The sequence below is a fragment of the Nocardiopsis sp. NPDC055824 genome (assembly GCF_053616335.1).
In genome coordinates, this window is sequence record NZ_JBSHDN010000019.1 from 16,911 (window position 1) to 33,203 (window position 16,293).

General features: G+C 69.6%; 14 protein-coding genes and 4 CRISPR repeat arrays. Of the genes, 8 read left to right on the top strand and 6 right to left on the bottom strand.

All coding sequences use genetic code 11. The features are described 5' to 3' along the window. Positions 1–153 precede the first annotated feature (153 nt). Positions 154–609: a CRISPR direct-repeat array (repeat unit 29 nt; unit sequence CTGCTCCCCGCGCACGCGGGGATGGACCC). 187 nt (positions 610–796) lie between these two features. From ACWGL3_RS07070 to ACWGL3_RS07080, 3 genes are read left to right on the top strand one after another with little or no spacing between them, the layout of a single operon-like run. Next, positions 797–1,855, top strand: a complete 1,059-nt coding sequence (locus ACWGL3_RS07070; RefSeq protein ID WP_452461016.1) for a CPBP family intramembrane glutamic endopeptidase — start codon at positions 797–799, stop codon at positions 1,853–1,855. Continuing rightward, positions 1,848–3,023 (top strand): sensor histidine kinase, encoded by a 1,176-nt coding sequence (locus ACWGL3_RS07075; protein ID WP_452461017.1) that lies wholly within the window; start codon positions 1,848–1,850, stop codon positions 3,021–3,023. Before ACWGL3_RS07070 ends, ACWGL3_RS07075 begins: the two co-directional genes overlap by 8 nt. After that, positions 3,020–3,625: a response regulator transcription factor gene (locus ACWGL3_RS07080; RefSeq protein ID WP_267945529.1), complete on the top strand. Its 606-nt coding sequence runs from the start codon at positions 3,020–3,022 to the stop codon at positions 3,623–3,625. The genes ACWGL3_RS07075 and ACWGL3_RS07080 overlap by 4 nt, the downstream gene beginning before the upstream one ends. An 81-nt stretch (positions 3,626–3,706) precedes the next feature. Here ACWGL3_RS07080 and ACWGL3_RS07085 read toward each other — a convergent pair whose 3' ends face one another. Next, on the bottom strand, positions 3,707–4,669 hold the full coding sequence (locus ACWGL3_RS07085) for an alpha/beta hydrolase family protein (RefSeq protein WP_452461018.1): 963 nt from the start codon (positions 4,667–4,669) through the stop codon (positions 3,707–3,709). 202 nt (positions 4,670–4,871) lie between these two features. Between ACWGL3_RS07085 and ACWGL3_RS07090 the strand changes: the two genes are divergently transcribed. Next, positions 4,872–5,468 carry a TetR/AcrR family transcriptional regulator gene (locus ACWGL3_RS07090; RefSeq protein ID WP_452461019.1) on the top strand — a complete coding sequence of 199 codons (597 nt, stop codon included), beginning with the start codon at positions 4,872–4,874 and terminating at the stop codon, positions 5,466–5,468. Positions 5,469–5,618: 150 nt separating this feature from the next. After that, positions 5,619–6,440: a CRISPR direct-repeat array (repeat unit 29 nt; unit sequence CTGCTCCCCGCGCACGCGGGGATGGACCC). 920 nt (positions 6,441–7,360) lie between these two features. On the opposite strand, the gene ACWGL3_RS07095 is transcribed toward ACWGL3_RS07090, so the two are convergent. Then, positions 7,361–8,566, bottom strand: coding sequence for a DUF418 domain-containing protein (locus tag ACWGL3_RS07095; protein WP_452461020.1), 1,206 nt, complete (start codon positions 8,564–8,566; stop codon positions 7,361–7,363). A gap of 263 nt (positions 8,567–8,829) precedes the next feature. Here ACWGL3_RS07095 and ACWGL3_RS07100 point away from each other — a divergent pair, with 263 nt between their 5' ends. Together ACWGL3_RS07100 and ACWGL3_RS07105 are read left to right on the top strand one after the other, a co-directional pair. Beyond that, a complete protein-coding gene (locus ACWGL3_RS07100; protein ID WP_452461021.1) occupies positions 8,830–9,915 on the top strand; it encodes a GntR family transcriptional regulator in 1,086 nt (361 codons plus the stop codon). 144 nt (positions 9,916–10,059) lie between these two features. Beyond that, positions 10,060–10,992, top strand: coding sequence for an aldo/keto reductase (locus ACWGL3_RS07105; protein WP_452461022.1), 933 nt, complete (start codon positions 10,060–10,062; stop codon positions 10,990–10,992). A 357-nt stretch (positions 10,993–11,349) separates the two neighbouring features. Further along, positions 11,350–11,693: direct repeats of the CRISPR family, unit length 29 nt; unit sequence CTGCTCCCCGCGCACGCGGGGATGGACCC. A gap of 153 nt (positions 11,694–11,846) precedes the next feature. Here ACWGL3_RS07105 and ACWGL3_RS07110 read toward each other — a convergent pair. From ACWGL3_RS07110 to ACWGL3_RS07125, 4 genes are all read right to left on the bottom strand, one after another. Further along, on the bottom strand, positions 11,847–12,356 hold the full coding sequence (locus tag ACWGL3_RS07110) for a GNAT family N-acetyltransferase (protein WP_452461023.1): 510 nt from the start codon (positions 12,354–12,356) through the stop codon (positions 11,847–11,849). Between the two features lie 258 nt (positions 12,357–12,614). Then, positions 12,615–12,989, bottom strand: a complete 375-nt coding sequence (locus tag ACWGL3_RS07115; RefSeq protein WP_452461024.1) for a hypothetical protein — start codon at positions 12,987–12,989, stop codon at positions 12,615–12,617. Then, positions 12,986–13,516 carry an ATP-binding protein gene (locus tag ACWGL3_RS07120; RefSeq protein ID WP_452461025.1) on the bottom strand — a complete coding sequence of 177 codons (531 nt, stop codon included), beginning with the start codon at positions 13,514–13,516 and terminating at the stop codon, positions 12,986–12,988. Before ACWGL3_RS07120 ends, ACWGL3_RS07115 begins: the two co-directional genes overlap by 4 nt. Before the next feature lie 110 nt (positions 13,517–13,626). Continuing rightward, on the bottom strand, positions 13,627–14,556 hold the full coding sequence (locus ACWGL3_RS07125; RefSeq protein WP_452461026.1) for a helix-turn-helix domain-containing protein: 930 nt from the start codon (positions 14,554–14,556) through the stop codon (positions 13,627–13,629). 181 nt (positions 14,557–14,737) lie between these two features. On the opposite strand from ACWGL3_RS07125, the gene ACWGL3_RS07130 reads away from it, so the two are divergent. Both ACWGL3_RS07130 and ACWGL3_RS07135 read left to right on the top strand, forming a co-directional pair. Continuing rightward, positions 14,738–15,508, top strand: a complete 771-nt coding sequence (locus ACWGL3_RS07130; RefSeq protein ID WP_452461027.1) for a GntR family transcriptional regulator — start codon at positions 14,738–14,740, stop codon at positions 15,506–15,508. Positions 15,509–15,583: 75 nt separating this feature from the next. After that, entirely contained in the window at positions 15,584–15,775 is a 192-nt protein-coding gene (locus tag ACWGL3_RS07135) for a DUF397 domain-containing protein (protein ID WP_452461028.1), read from the top strand. Between the two features lie 113 nt (positions 15,776–15,888). After that, positions 15,889–16,293: a CRISPR direct-repeat array (repeat unit 29 nt; unit sequence CTGCTCCCCGCGCACGCGGGGATGGACCC).

A 16,293-nucleotide genomic window follows, 5' to 3' on the forward strand; every position in this document is an offset into this window, starting at 1 on the left:
TCATGACTCGGGTCGGACTGGAAGGCGTTCTGTGTCCTTATGGGAGTGAACTTGGCGGAAGTGAATTTCCATGCCTTCTTGGGGCGATTGTCCGAAACCCAAGAAGTTGGAAAAATGACTGCTTGCCGCTGGTAAGTTCCCTGGTTATCCGCTCTGCTCCCCGCGCACGCGGGGATGGACCCGAAGAGATCGTGGCGGAGGAGGAGTTCGGGGACTGCTCCCCGCGCACGCGGGGATGGACCCTCGGGCATCAGGAGTGCCTCGGCAAGGGATGCCTGCTCCCCGCGCACGCGGGGATGGACCCTCGCCCGCTCCTCCCTGGAGGAAGGCCAGGCCCTGCTCCCCGCGCACGCGGGGATGGACCCGCGCCGGCGACACCGTGATCCGGCTCCTCGAGCTGCTCCCCGCGCACGCGGGGATGGACCCCCCGCCCATCCCGGCGAGCGCCCCGGACCGCCCTGCTCCCCGCGCACGCGGGGATGGACCCCCCCGCCCGCCGCCCGCCTTCGCGCCGGTGCGCTGGTCCCCGCGCACGCGGGGATGGACCCTTCCGCCGGCCGAAGTAGTAGTCACCGCCGGTCTGCTCCCCGCGCACGCGGGGATGGACCCGCCGCGAGCACGTGGTCCTGCTCGCGCCCCGACCTGCTCCCCACCTCTGCGGGGATCCACCCTCCATGCTCACGCCGCGCCCCTCGACCTCGCATGACATCTGTCATGCCCGACCCGTGCGGATCGCAGACGAATCCCGTGATCGGTGGCACTCGGTTACGGGCTCGCGCGGAAATACGTTCGTGGCATGAGCCGCAACGACGACCTCTCCGCCCCGACGACACCGTCACGACCAGCGGTTCCACCGTCCCCCACGAGCCGGGACGGCAACTCCGTGGAGACCCCGCCGCCCCCGCGCCGTCGCGGCCCACGACCGGTCCCGCCGGGTGTGGAGTACCACCGTGTGCTCGCCGACGACAAGCGCCGTATCGGTCGCGGCATCCTGGCGATCGTGCTCCTGGTCGGCGGGTTGTTCGCCTTCAACATCCTGATCGCCGTCGCTGCCGCGTTCGTTGACGCGCAGGCGGGCAGGACCAACCCGACGCTGGGCGGCACCGACTACACACCGCTCTACCACGCCGCCAATCTGGCCTCGGTCGCCCTGCTCATCCCGTGGAGCATGCTCCTCCAGCGGTGGCTCTACGGGGTGAAAGGCGCCTCGCTGCACTCCGTGGTCTCGTCCTTCCGGTTGGACGTGTTCGGCCGGGCGTTCCTGATCATCGGTCCCCTCTGGCTGCTCCTCTCGCTCGTCGGCCTGTACTTCATGCCTATGGATCAGGCCCACTGGTCGAGCACCGACCTGATCGCCGTCTTCACCGCCACCCTCCTGCTGGCGCCCCTGCAGTCGGCCGGGGAGGAGTACGGCTTCCGCGGACTCGTGTTCCGTGTCGCCGCGGGCTGGGGGCGCGGGCCGCGCACGGCGCTGGTCCTCGGAGTACTCGTCTCCAGCCTGGTCTTCACGGTCGTCCACCTCTCGACCGATCCGTGGTTCAACATCTGGTGCTTCTCGCTCTCCGTCAGCCTGGCCCTCATCACCTGGCGCACCGGCGGCATCGAGATCGCGGTTGTCATCCACGCCCTGAACAACACGCTCACCTTCCTCCTGCTCACCGTCCTGCACGCGGACCAGAACCCCGCGTTGGAGCGGTCGGCGGGCTCCCAGTCGGCCGCCCTGCTCATCCCCTGCCTCGTCCTCGTCGTGATCACGGCGGTGGTGTGGCTGCGCACACGCAGGACAGGACCTGTCCTCACCCCCTCGGACCCGCCGACGGCACGGGAGGGGCGGGACAATGGCGGCCATGAGTGATCTGCCGCTGGTCGGCGCACGCAGGTTCGAGGCCTATGTGCGCTGGTCCACGTACCTCGCCGTCTCGATCCCGGTCGGCACCCTCCTCCGGAGCGCGATCGAGGCCGACCGGCCCACCGGAGGAGCCCTGGCCGCGTTGGTCGCGGCAATGGTGCTGTCACTCGTCCTCTTCGCGGGAAACGCCCTGGTCGCGAACTGGAGCATCGACACCCTCGTCGGTCGCGAACGACGGCTTCGTACCGGCGGTGTCGTCGCGTGGGCGCTGGTCCTCGTCGCCTTCGTCGCCGTGACCTTCATGGTCCCCCTGCCCGCGATGGGCCTGACGGTCGCGGCGGCGCTCGGTTCGGCCGCCGCGAGCTTCGTCCCCGTCCTCGACGCGCGCCGGGCGCTGCTGCTCAACGCCGCGGTCGTCGTTGTCGCCGTCCCGTTCATGGGCGTGGGGGACATCGTGCAACTGCTGGTCGGGGTGGCCGTGATCAGCATCGTCCTGGGGATCTGCTGGTCGAGCTCGTGGATGCTTCGGGTTCTGCTCGAACTCCAGAAGGCGCACGAGGTCCGTGCCGAGCTGGCGCTCGCGAACCAGCGCCTGCGTATCTCGCGCGACCTGCACGACGTGTTCGGCCGGACCCTGGCGACGATCGCGCTCAAGAGCTCGCTGGCGTCGGAGCTCGTTCTACGCGGTCAGGACGAGAGGGCGGCCCGTGAGCTCGGCGAGGTCCGGCGGCTGGCAGAGGAGGCGGGGACCGAGGTCCGCCACGTCGTGCGCGGCGAGCTCCGCACCACCTGGGAGAGCGAGCTGGCGGGGGCGCGGTCCCTGCTGGAGTCCGCCGGCATCCGCTGTACGGTGACCGGGGACCCGGTGCCCGAGGGGCGCGCCGAGGACCTCGCCTGGGTCGTCCGTGAGGGCGTCACGAACGTCCTGCGCCACTCGGTCGCCGCACAGGTCACGCTCGCGACCGCCGTGGAGGGCGGGCAGGTGCACCTCACGATCGCGAACGACGGTGCCGGATCCGAGGGGGCGGGGGAAGCCGGCGCCGGTGGGGGAACGGGACTGCGCGCGATGTCCGAGCGGATCGGCGCGCTTGGCGGGGAGGTCATCGCGCGCCGCGACGGAGACTGGTTCCTGCTCGACGCCATGATCCCGCTCCCGGAGGAAGGGACCGCATGACCCGCATCCTCGTCGCCGACGACGAACACCTCATCCGCGACGCCATCGCCGGACTGCTCGACCTGGAGGACGACTTCGAGGTCGTCGGCCAGGCGGCGTCCGGTGACGAGGCGCTGGCGACGGCCCTGCGGGTCCGCCCGGACGTGGCCCTGCTCGACCTTCAGCTGCCCGGGCCCGACGGCATCGAGGTGGCCCGGCGCCTGGCGGCCGAGCTGCCGGACTGCCGCTGCGTCATCGTGACCTCGCACGGGCGCCCCGGCTACCTGAAGTCCGCGCTCGCCGCGGGCGTGCGCGGTTTCCTGCCCAAGACCGTCTCCTCGCGCACCTTCGCAGAGGTCGTGCGCAAGGTCGCGGGCGGAGGCAGGTATGTGGACCCCGAACTCGCGGCCGAGGCGATCGGCGCGGGCGACTCCCCGCTCAGCCCCCGCGAGGCCGACGTGCTCGCCCTCGCGCGCGACGGCGCGCCCGTCGAGGAGATCGCCCGGCGCGTCTCCCTGTCCCGGGGGACCGTGCGGAACTACCTCGCGGCCGCCATCGCGAAGCTCGACGCGGCCAACCGCCACGAGGCCGCTCGCATCGCGGAGGAGCACGGCTGGATCTGAGGGGGCGCCCTCTTCGCAGCCCGGTCCGCCTCGGAGCCGCGGCCCCTCCCCGCGCGGGGAGGGGCCTGCCGGGTTCGTGCGCTACTTGGACTCGACCCGCCCGAAGCCCTCGGGGCCGCCGGTCAGCGCGTCCTGCGCCTCCTGCCACGCGTCGTCGCCGGGGCGGAACCGACTGCGGAGGTAGGCAGCGGAGAGCCGTCCGAGTGCGGCGACCCGCTCCGGGCTCTCGTCCGTGGTCTCGTCGGCGTCGTACCCGGCGACCCCTCCGAGCCCGTGCTCGGCGCCGAACAGGGTGAGCAGGGTCTTGGGGCCGGGGGAGAGGCGGTAGGGGTCGGCGTACCAGTCCGGCCCCATGTCCGTGAAGTGCCGGGGATCGTCCCTGTCGCCGGCCACGACCAGCGCGGGCGTGGCCATCGTGGAGAAGTCGATGCTCCGCAGGACCGGGATCCGCTCCACCATGGGGCCGGTCAAGGCGTCGCCGCCCCGGCCCGGCGCGGCCAGCAGCACCCCCTGCCCGATCCGGGGTTCGACGAGGTTCACTTCCTCCCCGGTGTCGGGGTCCGTGACCCGGGCGCCCAGCAGGAGGGCGGCGGTGAAGCCGCCGAGCGAGTGCCCTGCCACGGCGACGCTGCCCTGGTCCACGCGTCCGGCGAGCTGCGGCACGGTGTTCTCGATCGTGTCGAGCCGGTCGAGGACGTGGGTCATGTCCTCGGCGCGGGAGCGCCAGGACATGGGTTCCGTGGGGGTGTCCGCGAGCGCGTGCCGGAGCGTTGCGGAGCTGAGGTGGGTGGGCTGGACGACGACGAAGCCGAGCGCCGCCCAGAGGTTGGCGAGGGGGCCGTAGCCGTTGAGCGAGGACAGGTTGTTCGAGAAGCCGTGCCCGTGGGAGAGGAGGATGACCGGCAGGTCGGTCCCGTTCAGGGGTGACGTGACACGGACCTGCATGTCCACGGGGCGTCCGGGAACGGGCAGGACCACGGGGCTGAACGACAGCACGGGGGCGGGCGGGACGACGGTGACGCGGGTGGAGGCCGCTGAACTCATGGTGTGCCTTGTCTTTCGGGGTTCGTGCCGGAAGCCTTCGCTGCTGCTCTCGTGGCGCCGGTGGCGTGTGAGGGCGGCCGGGCGGCGTCCGGCGTAGGATGGAAACAAGCGGAACGTTGCTCCGCTTACGATACGGAGCGCCGTTCCGTTTTGCAAGTGGAACACTGCTCTGCTTCATTGGCGGCTGGAGGAAGGAGGGCGTATGCCCGCATCGGACAAGGCAGGGAAGGCCGCGGGGCCGAGCAAGCGGGCCGACGCGGTGCGCAACCAGCAGAAGCTCCTCGCCGCAGCGGCCGAGGTCTTCGTGGTCTCGGGCGTCGACGCGCCGATCCGCGAGATCGCCGCCAAGGCGGGGGTCGGGATGGGGACGATCTACCGCCACTTCCCGACGCGAGCGGACCTCGTGGTCGCCGTCTTCCGCCACCAGGTCGAAGCCTGTGCGGAGGCCGGCCCGAGGCTGTTGGCCGAGACCGACTCGCCGTTCGAGGCTCTGCGGCAGTGGATCGACCTGTTCGTCGACTTCCTCGTCACCAAGCACGGACTCGCGAACGCGCCGCAACCGGACAGCAGCGGCTTCGCCGCGCTCCACACGTACTTCCTCGACCGCCTGCTGCCCGTCGCCGAGCAGTTGCTCGACGCGGCGATCGAGGCGGGGGAGGTCAGGTCGGGTGTGCAGGCCTACGAACTGATGCGCGGCGTCGGCAACCTCTGCATCGGATCGGACGGGGACCCGCGCTACGATCCGCGCAGGCTGGTCGCGCTGCTTCTCCGGGGGCTTCAGGAATTGGGCGCTTCCTGAGATCTACGGTCGGTTCGGGGGAAGGTTGAGCATCCGTTGTGTCGGCTGGCGTCGCAGATATTCCTTTTGGGGCTTTTGTTGCTTGTGACTGTTTCTCGAGAAGTTGCAAAATCGGCTGCTTGCCGCTGGTAAGTTGCCAGGTCATCGAGTCTGCTCCCCGCGCACGCGGGGATGGACCCTGCTTCGCCGCTTCGGTGCTGCTGGCGGAGACCTGCTCCCCGCGCACGCGGGGATGGACCCTGTCGGCGCGGCCGGTCCCGCGGGGCCGCCCGCTGCTCCCCGCGCACGCGGGGATGGACCCGGGACGCGAGCGGGGCGCCGCTGGCGGAGCGGCTGCTCCCCGCGCACGCGGGGATGGACCCGGGTGGACCCCACCGGCGAGATCCACAGGTCCCTGCTCCCCGCGCACGCGGGGATGGACCCTGAAGCTCGCGAAGATTCGCCGGGACGCGGAGCTGCTCCCCGCGCACGCGGGGATGGACCCCGCCCCCGACCCTGGCCGCCGTCGAGGCCCCGCTGCTCCCCGCGCACGCGGGGATGGACCCGCCCGCCGATCGCAGCGGGGCGCAGGCCCTCGCTGCTCCCCGCGCACGCGGGGATGGACCCAAGCGAGAGCACGAGCAGCAGCAGCGCGCGGACTGCTCCCCGCGCACGCGGGGATGGACCCACCGTCAACGCCCTGTCCGAGACCCTGCGCTACTGCTCCCCGCGCACGCGGGGATGGACCCCCGCAAAGGGAGGGGATCTCCGGGGCGATTGCCTGCTCCCCGCGCACGCGGGGATGGACCCGACGTCGATCGGGAACCGAGCAGACTCGCGAACTGCTCCCCGCGCACGCGGGGATGGACCCCTGTGGGGCGTGGACCCCGCCCGCCTGGACCACTGCTCCCCGCGCACGCGGGGATGGACCCCTCAAGGACAACGCCGACGAGATCGCGCACCTCTGCTCCCCGCGCACGCGGGGATGGACCCTCCCGCACCCGCGAAGTGATCGCGACCGGCGACTGCTCCCCGCGTAGCCAGAACCGGCTGTGGCGGTCCAGCTGCACGGCCACAGGCTTCTGAGGTGGCTATTTCGGCCACGGCTGAAATGTATTGCGACGTGCGAAGCGCCTCCCTAGCCTGACTGTAGGTACTCCCATTCCTGGGAATGGAATGGGAAGGCGATTCACATGGTTCTTTTGTTGAGGAAGTTCTCTTGAAGTCTCTCATGAGCATGAAGCGGATTTCAGTCGCGACGGTGGCGCTGGCTGCGGCGTCCACCTTGTTGTCGCCGGCATCGTTGGCTCTCGCTGCGGAATCGACGACCGATCGCGTCCAGGCTGCGGCGAGATGTGAGGTTCGCAGCAACGGCAAGCTCTACTGTGGCAACTACGGGGGTGCTCCGTTGTACGCCACGCGAAGCTATGACAGTGAAGTTCGCGACTATATCGAAACAACGCAAAGCGTCTTCCTGTGCTGGGGGCGTGGAGACCGGCATAACGGCGGGAACAATGTGTGGTATTGGACCAACGGGGACATGTATGGAAGGTGGGGAAACGTTCCCGCTGAATATGTCTTCACCTCGGTCGATCCCCCCGCTGGAATGACGAAGTGCTAATTTTCCCAGCTGGGTGATCCCCGCTCCCGCGAGGACGGTCCCCAGCCTTCTCGACCCACGCAGTACTCGATCCGACTGTGCGGGTTGAGCGGGAAAGCCGTGAGGACCGTCCGGGCGGCCCGATCCTCACGAAGCTAGGAGGGGCGAGGCGGCCCGAGAGCAGTAGCCGGGCGGACCGGTGCAGAGCCGGGTGGTGAACTCTCACCGCCCCTCCGACCGGTCGATGGCCAATGCGCGCACGTCGCCCCCGCCGGGCGCCCGGACCGGCGCGCCTGGCGGGGGCGACCACCGCCTACCCGCGACTGCTTCCGCTGCCTCCACCGGTGCCCGATCCGCTCCCGTAGGTGAGGCGGCGCAGCGCCACCTCGGCCGGCCCGCGCATGCCCCGGCGGCGCATGAGGTCGGCGAGCAGCACCGTGGTCAGCCACACGGCCACCGCGATACCCACGCCCACGGCAGGCGACGTCAGGTGCACGTCGAGCGTGTAGGAGGAGAACAACACCGCCCACGCCACCGACTGGGCCAGATAGAAGGTCATGGAGCGCTGTCCGAGCGCTGCCAGGGCGTTGGTCACCGGCCCCTGGCGACCGGTGAAGCGGACCGCGATCAGGCCGATGAGCGCCGCGTAGCCCAGGGCGCCCGCGTAACCGCTCACCTGGTGCAGGCCGCTGGTGAGCAGGACGTCCCCGGGGGTGGCGTCGGTCCACACCCCCGCCTTGTCCAGCGCCAGGGGGAGGCCGCCCAGCGCGGCCAGGGGGATGCCCACGAACGCGGTCGTGCGCAGGAGTCGCAGGTGTTCGTGGGGCCGCTCCAGGAGCCGGTGCCGGGCCGCCAGGACGCCGATCATGAACGGCACGAGGGTGCTGATGAACATGATCACGGCCAGCACCGCGAACAGGGTCAGGCGGAAGAGGAGTTCGTTCGCGAACCCGTCGGGCATCAGCGGCATGCCCCCGCCCGTGATGGCGTTGTCGCTGGCGACCAGGGCGTGGACGGCGGCGGCCACGGGGAGCCAGAGCGCCGCCAGGATCACCAGGGTCCGGTCGCGCAGCCGTAGAACACCCATCAGGAGCAGCGTCACCAGGCCGTAGACGGCCAGGATGTCCGCGGGGAAGAGCAGCACCGTGTGCGCCAGCCCGAAGACGATCAGCCACAGGCCGCGCCGGCGCAGGAGGCCGCGGGTCCGGGGCCAGGCGTATCCCTGTTCGCTGCGGCGGCGGTGGATCTGGGCCAGGCCGTAGCCGAACAGGGCCGCGAACATGGGGTAGCTGCGCAGGTCGACGAACATGGTCGTGCCCGCGACGGTGAGCTGGTCCGCGGCGGTGGCGATGTTCTCGGGTCCGCCGATGAACACCGTGAACAGGTGCGTGTGGGCGAGCGCGATGAACAGCAGCATGACGCCGCGTGCCAGGTCCGGGGCCAGGGAACGGCGGTCGAGCGGGAGCGGTCGGTCCGGGGCGGACGCGGTGCCGGGCCCGGCAGTGGATGTGTGGGTCATGGTGGCCTCCGAAAGGGCCGTCGATTTCCGGGGGACGGTGTACGCGCCGAGGTGTACGCCTCTGAGTGGTGCACCTTGCGTACAGAGTACACGCGCTCTGGCTTCAGAAAACCCTCTATTGAAAGGCTTTTTTCGTCGAACAGTACTAGTGCACTAGGGGAATTGAAGGGCTTCTCGGATCGCCCTGGCGTTTTTGTCGAGGTGCTCGATGTTCCGTCGTGCACTAGTACACTCTGGGCAAACGGAGAAGGATCGAGGGGTCTGTGATGTCCACGACTGCGAAACAGGAGCTGCCGCCCTACGCGCGCGTCGTCGCCGACATCCGCGCGCGCATCGACGCCGGGGAGCTGCGACCGGGGGATCGCGTCCCCTCGACGAGGGAGATCATGCGCGAGTGGGGGGTGGCCATGGCCACCGCCACCAAGGCGCTCGCGGCCCTGCGCCAGGAGGGCTTGGTCGAAGGGGTGCGCGGGGTGGGGACTCTCGTGCGGAAGAGGGAGCCGGACTCCGCACCGGACCCACGAGGCTCCCAGGGACGGAGGGAATACCGGATTCCGCCGGAACGCCCGCGTCGGCCAGAGCCGACGGAACGCCGCCCGGCCGCCGACACCGCCCTCACCAGGGAGGCCATCGTCCGGGTCGCGATCACCATCGCCGACGCCGAGGGCATCGAGGGCCTGTCCATGCGCAGGGTCGCCACCCAGCTGGGGGTGAGCACCATGGCCCTGTACCGCCACGTCGCGAACAAGGACGCGCTGGTGACGGCGATGATCGACCAGGTCTACACGGAGCACGCACTTCCCGAACCGTCGCCCGCCGACTGGCGGGAAGCCCTCGAACTGGCGCTCCGCACGGAGTGGGGCATCTACCGGAGGCACCCCTGGACCGTTCGGCTGACCATGCTCGCCGGAGCCGTCCAGTCCCCCCAGCTCCTGGAGAACGCCGAGTGGATGATGAGGGCCGTCAGCTCCCAGGGGCGTTCACCGGACGAGGCCATGGCGGTGCTCACCTTCGTGTCCGCCTACACCTCGGGGATGGCCCTCCAGGCCACGCGGGCGGTGGTGGAGGACTACGAGTTCGGGATGGACGCCGAGCACTGGTGGCGGTCTCGGGGGCCGGAGTTCCTCCGGCTCGCCGAACAGGGCCGGTACCCGCTCACGTTCAGCATCTCGGGGCCGCCCGACGTGCACGGGGTCTTCGAGCTCGGCATGAAGCACCTGCTCGACGGCCTCACGCCCCTGATCGAGGGGGGAGCGGTCACCGCAGAAGGCCGCAGCGGGGCCGTGCCCCACCCCGACGTCCAGGGTTCTGATCCCGGTCCCGGTTCGTGCCCGCTCCGGCACGGGTAGGCGGTTCCGTGGGTCAGGCCATGTCCCTCGCGAACAGCTCCCACCACCCGCCCGCCCCCGGCCGCGTGCGCTCCGGCGCGGCACTCGTGTCCTACCGCCCGCAGGCACGGCACTGCGCCTTCCGCCCGTGATAGGGAGTTGCGCATGAAGACCTTCACTCTGCCCGGCACCAAGATCACCGCACCCAACGTGGTGCTCGGTCTGATGCGCATCCAGGAGAAGACCGACGAGGAGGTACGCACCCTCGTCCGCACGGCGATCGACGCGGGCATCACGTTCCTCGACCACGCCGACATCTACGGCAGCGAACCGCACGGCTGCGAGCGCCGCTTCGCCGAGGCGATGCGGCTGAGCCCCGCCGAGCGCGAACGGCTGGTGATCCAGACCAAGGCCGGGATCGTCACCGACGGCCCGTACTTCGACTTCTCCTACGAGCACATCATGGAGACGGTGCACGGATCGCTGAAGGCGCTCGACACGGACTACGTCGACATCCTGCTGCTGCACCGGCCGGACGCCCTGGTGGAACCGGAGGAGGTGGCGCGCGCGTTCGACGACCTCGCCGAGGCCGGCAAGGTGCGCGCTTTCGGCGTCTCGAACCACACGCCGAGACAGATCGACCTGCTGCGCCGCTACGTGAGGCAGCCGATCGTGGCGAACCAGGCGCAGCTCTCCATCACGCACGCGCCGCTCATCGCCCAGGGCGTGGCCGCGAACATGCAGGGGCTGGAGCAGTCGATCAGCCGCGACGACGGCCTCGTCGACTACTGCCGGCTGCACGACATCACCCTGCAGGCGTGGTCCCCGTTCCAGGCCGGTTTCTTCGACGGGCCGTTCCTCGGCTCGCCGCGCTTCCCGGAGCTGAACGCGGTCATCGACCGTCTCGCGGCGAAGTACGACGTGCCGCCGCTCGCGATCGCGACCGCGTGGATCACCAGGCACCCCGCGCGGATGCAGGTGGTCATCGGCACCACCACGCCGGAACGCGTCACCGCGGCGGCTCAGGGCTCGGACATACCGCTGACCCGGCCCGAGTGGTACGAGGTGTTCCGCGCCGCCGGGTACACCGTGCCGTAGACCCATCTCGGGCGGCCCTGCCGGACGGATACCGTGCTTCACGGCTGTCCGTTCGGCAGGCCGCTCCGGCGGTCCTCCGGTCTTCCGGAACGCGGAGCCGGGGACGCGTGCCGAACCACGACGGTGGCTCTACGCCCTCTCTGGGGAAGCGGGCTTTCAACGGCCAACGGACGGCACTGCGCGACGTATGGAAAAGTGTCCCGTGGCGCCGCTCCAGGATTGCGCCGGGGAAGTCCTGGGTGATGTATGAACTTGTGGGGGATAATGGGCATTTCTTGCTTTTTGTTCCGAGTGTCTAATTCTCAACAAGTTGCAAAAACGACCGCTTATCACTGGTAAGTGCGCAGGTCATCGAGTCTGCTCCCCGCGCACGCGGGGATGGACCCCGGTGGACACCGACGCGCTCGTCCGACGCCGCCTGCTCCCCGCGCACGCGGGGATGGACCCGAGGGGTTGAAGGCACGGGACCCGCGCCGGGTCTGCTCCCCGCGCACGCGGGGATGGACCCCCCGCGCCGGGGCGGTCGGGGGTGTCGCACCTGGGCCGGACACTGCTCCCCGCGCACGCGGGGATGGACCCCGGCCCAACCCCCGGCCGCCCGCCTTCGCGCCCTGCTCCCCGCGCACGCGGGGATGGACCCTCCCAGCCCTGGTGCGCGATGTTCATCTCCTGCTGCTCCCCGCGCACGCGGGGATGGACCCGAAACGAGGCAGAACATGGCCCGCATCTCCGTCTGCTCCCCGCCGCACGCGGGGATGGGCCCTCCTCCACCAGCTGTTCGACCATCCCGGCCTGCTGCTCCCCGCGCACGCGGGGATGGGCTGCCATCCACGAGCCCCAGCCGTTCCGCTGGCTCAGCCTCCGCTCCGGACGGATGTGTCGAACGAGATCCACACATCAGGAGGCATGTCCTTCCGCCCCGGCACCGGCCGGCGTTCCTCGGACCAGGCGTCACCGGCGATCTCCGTCGCGGCCCGGCGCCAGAACCGCACCGCGGCCGTGTTGGCGTCCTGGAAGGCGACCGCCCACGGCCCGGGATGTCTGGCCACGACCTCGCGAACCATGCGCAGCCCGACCCCTGACCTTCGCGCTCCCCGCACCACAAAGAAGCTGTTCAGCACCCGTTCTCGTCCGCACAACCCGCGCACGAACACGAAGCCGACGGGTCGGTCGCCGATCGTCGCCACGTACGGCGCCCAGTCGGAGTCGGTGAAGGCCGCCCGGAGCCGTTCGCCGCGGAAGACCCCGTCCGGGCCGGGCAACAGTCCGCGGAACTCCGACATGTCATGGCTGAACATCAGCCACAGCCGCTCCACGACAAGGTGATCAGCGGTGTGTGCGAGGCGCACGGAGACGTCTGACATGGGACTCCTCTGCATGAATGGCTGACCGGAGGCCTCCTCTCCGTCGACGTCACACGTTGGCGTGAACGGCGTCGGAAAGGAGAGCTGACACCCCTGAATCGTCGATCTCGGGCACGAAAAAGCCTCCCCGGCGGAGGTGTGTCCGGCCCGGGGAGGCCTTGTCGTCGGTATGGATTCTAGCAGTGGCAGGCTTTCCTTCCAGGTCGGAAATCAGAGCCCCAGAATCCTGCCGCCTGCCCCCGACACGGGGGTGACCCGTCAGAGAAGGGGCGAGAGCACGTGGTGCGCGAAGGCCCCGAGTGCCGCCGCGAGGACGTGGCAGCACAGGGCCAGGCCAAGGCTTCCGCTTTCACAGACCTTGCGATGGGAGCGATGACGGGGGCGAGTCGGCGGGGCCGCAGTCCGCGTCTCCACGGCGGCGAGGGAGAGGCGGGCGTGCTGGACCTCCATCCACGCGGGCAGGATCCCGTGGCGCTGCCGGTAGGCCACGCGCGGGTTGTCGCCCATCTGGGCGAGGAGGAGTTCTTCCCTGGTGGAGGCGGCCGGTATTCGCGGATGTGAGAAGCGCTGTCCCCGGGGCGCGTCCAGGACGGAGCGGTCCCCGGGAGCCAATCGTGCGGGGGAGATGGTCATCGTTCGTCCCCGGGGCTCGAAGCGGGGGCCAGGGCGAACTCGGCCCAGATCACGGTGCCCAGTCCTTCGCAGAAGGGGAAGTCCACGACCCGGCGGGCTCCCCACGCTGTGGCCAGGTGGTCGACGAGGAGCAGGCCGCGCCCGCGTTCGGCTTCCTGCCACTCCTCGCGGGTGCGCTGGCGCGGAATCCGGGGGCGGGAGACCCGTGTCCCGTCGTCGATGATCGACAGGCGCAGGGCGGCCCCGGCCAGGGAAACGGCGGGAACCGCCAGGGTGCGGATGACCCGCCCGTCCTCCTCGCCCGACCGCGAGTGCTCGACGGCATTGGCGAACATCTCGCTCGCGCAGAGCACGACGGTCTCCACCAGGTCAGGTTCGATCCCGGCGAGCCGGCCCAGGTCGGTGCGCAGTTCGGAGCGGACCCGGCTGGTGGTGGCCAGGGTTCCTGGGTACAGGCGCGGTTCCCAGCGGGGGCCGGGCGCGGCCGGGGCGGGGGAGGCTGCAGGGGGCTGCGGCACAATGGTCATGTCGGCATCTCCTTCGTTAAGGGGTGATGGGTGCTGGCCGAGCCCTGGGGGTGCTTTTAACACCCGCCGGGGCATTCGTGTGTCCGGCCAGGGACACGGGGGCGCGGCTGTCAGGCCGGTGTGGCCGTGCTCTGCGAGGGACGAAGCGCCGAGCCGATCCCGTCGTCGGCGGGTCCGGTCGTGATGGCACGCGGCCTGGGCTTGTCCGGGAAGCGTTCGATCGCCTCGTCCAGGACACGCAGGGAACTCGCGGCGGGCAGGGAGACGCCCTGGAGGGTGGCGAAGAGGTCGCTGTAGCTCTTGACCTGGGTGGCGTCGGTGACGAGATGGCCGGGGCCGTGGGGGAGTGGAGTGTAGGCCAGGTTGTGCCGGGGTGAGAAGGACAGGGTCCAGAACGCGCCGCGCAGGCCGGGGTGGGGAGCCGTGCCTTCCGGGATGACGTGGACGGTGACGCTGTCCGTCATGGCGAGCTTGCGCAGGTGGGTGAGCTGTTCGCGCATGACCTTGGGCGGGGCTACGGGGCGGGTGAGGGCGGCCTCGTCGACGATCAGGCAGTAGTAGGGCGCTCCGGAGAACAGGCCCGAGACCTCGCGCACCGCAGGGCGGTCGGTGAGAAAGGAACTCGACTCCATCGGACGCTCCGCCCGGAGGAGGGCGCGGGCGTACTCCTCGGTGAGGTAGCCGTCGGGCAGGACCAGGGGCGCGTAGTGGCGGACCTGGTAGGTGTGGAACAGGAGGTCGGCCACGGTCGCCCCGGCCTGGAGACGGGAGCTGAGGAAGATCTGTGCCCAGGCGTCCCACAGGACGCCCTCCGCTTCCAGGACCTTGTCCAGGTGGCGGATGACGGTGCTGTCCGGCTCGGAGGTGCCGGCCTCGATGTCGCGGACCATGTTCGCGTACGTCAGGGCTTTCTTGGCGACGTACTCGACGGAAAGGTCGAGCCGCTCGCGCGCCGCCCGCACCCGTTCCCCGTACCGCTCCCACCCCGAGACGGGGCCGTCCCCGCTCGTAGTCGCACGCTCAGTCCTGCCAACTGCCATGACGCTCCTCCTGGGTATGGGCTGGTCAACTCTCCGTGGTCGCCTTCGGGCATGGCGGTATCCCTGCGATTCCAAGGTGAGTCGGCAAAGTTTGTATGCTTGCTTACAAGGATTAGAGCGCATGGCAGGCTCACGTGCAAGTGGTTTGTATACAAACATGCGTGCCGCTAGTGTGAGAGTCATGAGTGACGAGACCACAGATGCCCGCCCGTTGCAGGTCCGCATCGCGGATGACCTGCGCAACCAGATTCGACGGGGTGACCTCAACCCGGGCGACAAGCTTCCTACGCTCAACACGATCGCCGCTGAGTACGGAGTGAGCATGATGGTGGCCCGTCGCTCCATCGACCTGCTGCGACAGGAGGGGATCCTGAGTAGCAGGAAGGGCAGTGGTACTTACGTAAGGGAGCAGAAGCAGGTGCGCCGATACGGTATCCAGCGTTACAGCAAGTCCGTTTGGGCCGGTGCCAAGCCTCAGCCTCTACTGAGTGCGGAGGGTGCCGACCAGGGTAAGGCCGTGGAGCAGGAAGCTCAGACCAGTCAAGTGCCTGCGCCGGTCTTCGTGGCCGAACGCCTGCCGGACGTCAACGTGGGCGATCTCGTTTATGTCCGCAAGCGCGTCACGAAGCTTGACGGAACCATCAACCAGTCCGCTGACAGCTACTTCAGCCTTGGCACGGGCGAGCGCTCTCCGGCTCTGATCGCCGGAGAGGGTGCGGGAGGGCACATCGCGCGTATCAACGCGATCAGCCCCGTGCGCGAGGTTCAGGAAGAGATCAGCACCCGCATGCCCACAGGTCCGGAGGCGGGGCGTCTCCAGATTCCGCCGGGCACGCCCATTTTCGAGGTCATCCGTACTTACCACACGGACGACGGTCCTCTTGATGTGGCTCAGTTCCTCATCCGGGGTGACATGGCTGTTTTCGACTACAAGTTCGCGGTGCCCGACTAAGGGCATATACGGCCCGACGCCTCAAGGAGTCGGGCCTCTTCCTGTTTGTTGGTTCCTTGCACGGAGGGCAACACTGTGCGAGTCGGTGGTTGTGGGTCGCGTTGGTCGAGGTCGAGCTACAGCGGGACCTCGTCCAACTGCGTCGAGGTATCCGACCTGGACGACGCCACGGCGATGCGAGACTCCAAGCATCCAGAACTCGGTTTTCTTGCCTTCCCTGTCAGGGAGTGGGATGTCTTCATCCGCGAAGTGCGGAAGAGTGATTGAAGTGCGGTTTTATTCTCGTGTGTGCAGTATAGGTTCTGGTGTTCCTTATGGCTGTTTTTTGAGAAGTTGGAAAAACGGCTGCTTGTCGCTGGTAAGTTCGCAGGTCATCGACCCTGCTCCCCGCGCACGCGGGGATGGACCCTCGCCGGGAACCAGCTCGACGGCGACGAACCCCTGCTCCCCGCGCACGCGGGGATGGACCCTCCTGAGGGAAATTCGCCCGCTGGCCGAGAAGCTGCTCCCCGCGCACGCGGGGATGGACCCTGGAGAAGCTCACCGGGGCGCCCGTGCGCACCCTGCTCCCCGCGCACGCGGGGATGGACCCGCTTCGGATTCGGTCGGCCTGGTGTCCACCCTCTGCTCCCCGCGCACGCGGGGATGGACCCGCCCCGGACTTGCCGATGCGGCGGCCCACGGCGGCGTCTGCTCCCCGCGCACGCGGGGATGGACCCGCCCCGGACTTGCCGATGCGGCGGCCCACGGCGGCGTCTGCTCCCCGCGCACGCGGGGATGGACCG

Coding starts and splice junctions, on each gene's coding strand:
- ACWGL3_RS07105 (WP_452461022.1), top strand. CDS start 10,060: ATGAAGACCTTCACTCTGCCCGGCACCAAGATCACCGCACCCAACGTG.
- ACWGL3_RS07085 (WP_452461018.1), bottom strand. CDS start 4,669: ATGAGTTCAGCGGCCTCCACCCGCGTCACCGTCGTCCCGCCCGCCCCC.
- ACWGL3_RS07070 (WP_452461016.1), top strand. CDS start 797: ATGAGCCGCAACGACGACCTCTCCGCCCCGACGACACCGTCACGACCA.
- ACWGL3_RS07090 (WP_452461019.1), top strand. CDS start 4,872: ATGCCCGCATCGGACAAGGCAGGGAAGGCCGCGGGGCCGAGCAAGCGG.
- ACWGL3_RS07075 (WP_452461017.1), top strand. CDS start 1,848: ATGAGTGATCTGCCGCTGGTCGGCGCACGCAGGTTCGAGGCCTATGTG.
- ACWGL3_RS07115 (WP_452461024.1), bottom strand. CDS start 12,989: ATGACCATCTCCCCCGCACGATTGGCTCCCGGGGACCGCTCCGTCCTG.
- ACWGL3_RS07080 (WP_267945529.1), top strand. CDS start 3,020: ATGACCCGCATCCTCGTCGCCGACGACGAACACCTCATCCGCGACGCC.
- ACWGL3_RS07125 (WP_452461026.1), bottom strand. CDS start 14,556: ATGGCAGTTGGCAGGACTGAGCGTGCGACTACGAGCGGGGACGGCCCC.
- ACWGL3_RS07095 (WP_452461020.1), bottom strand. CDS start 8,566: ATGACCCACACATCCACTGCCGGGCCCGGCACCGCGTCCGCCCCGGAC.
- ACWGL3_RS07130 (WP_452461027.1), top strand. CDS start 14,738: ATGAGTGACGAGACCACAGATGCCCGCCCGTTGCAGGTCCGCATCGCG.
- ACWGL3_RS07110 (WP_452461023.1), bottom strand. CDS start 12,356: ATGTCAGACGTCTCCGTGCGCCTCGCACACACCGCTGATCACCTTGTC.
- ACWGL3_RS07120 (WP_452461025.1), bottom strand. CDS start 13,516: ATGACCATTGTGCCGCAGCCCCCTGCAGCCTCCCCCGCCCCGGCCGCG.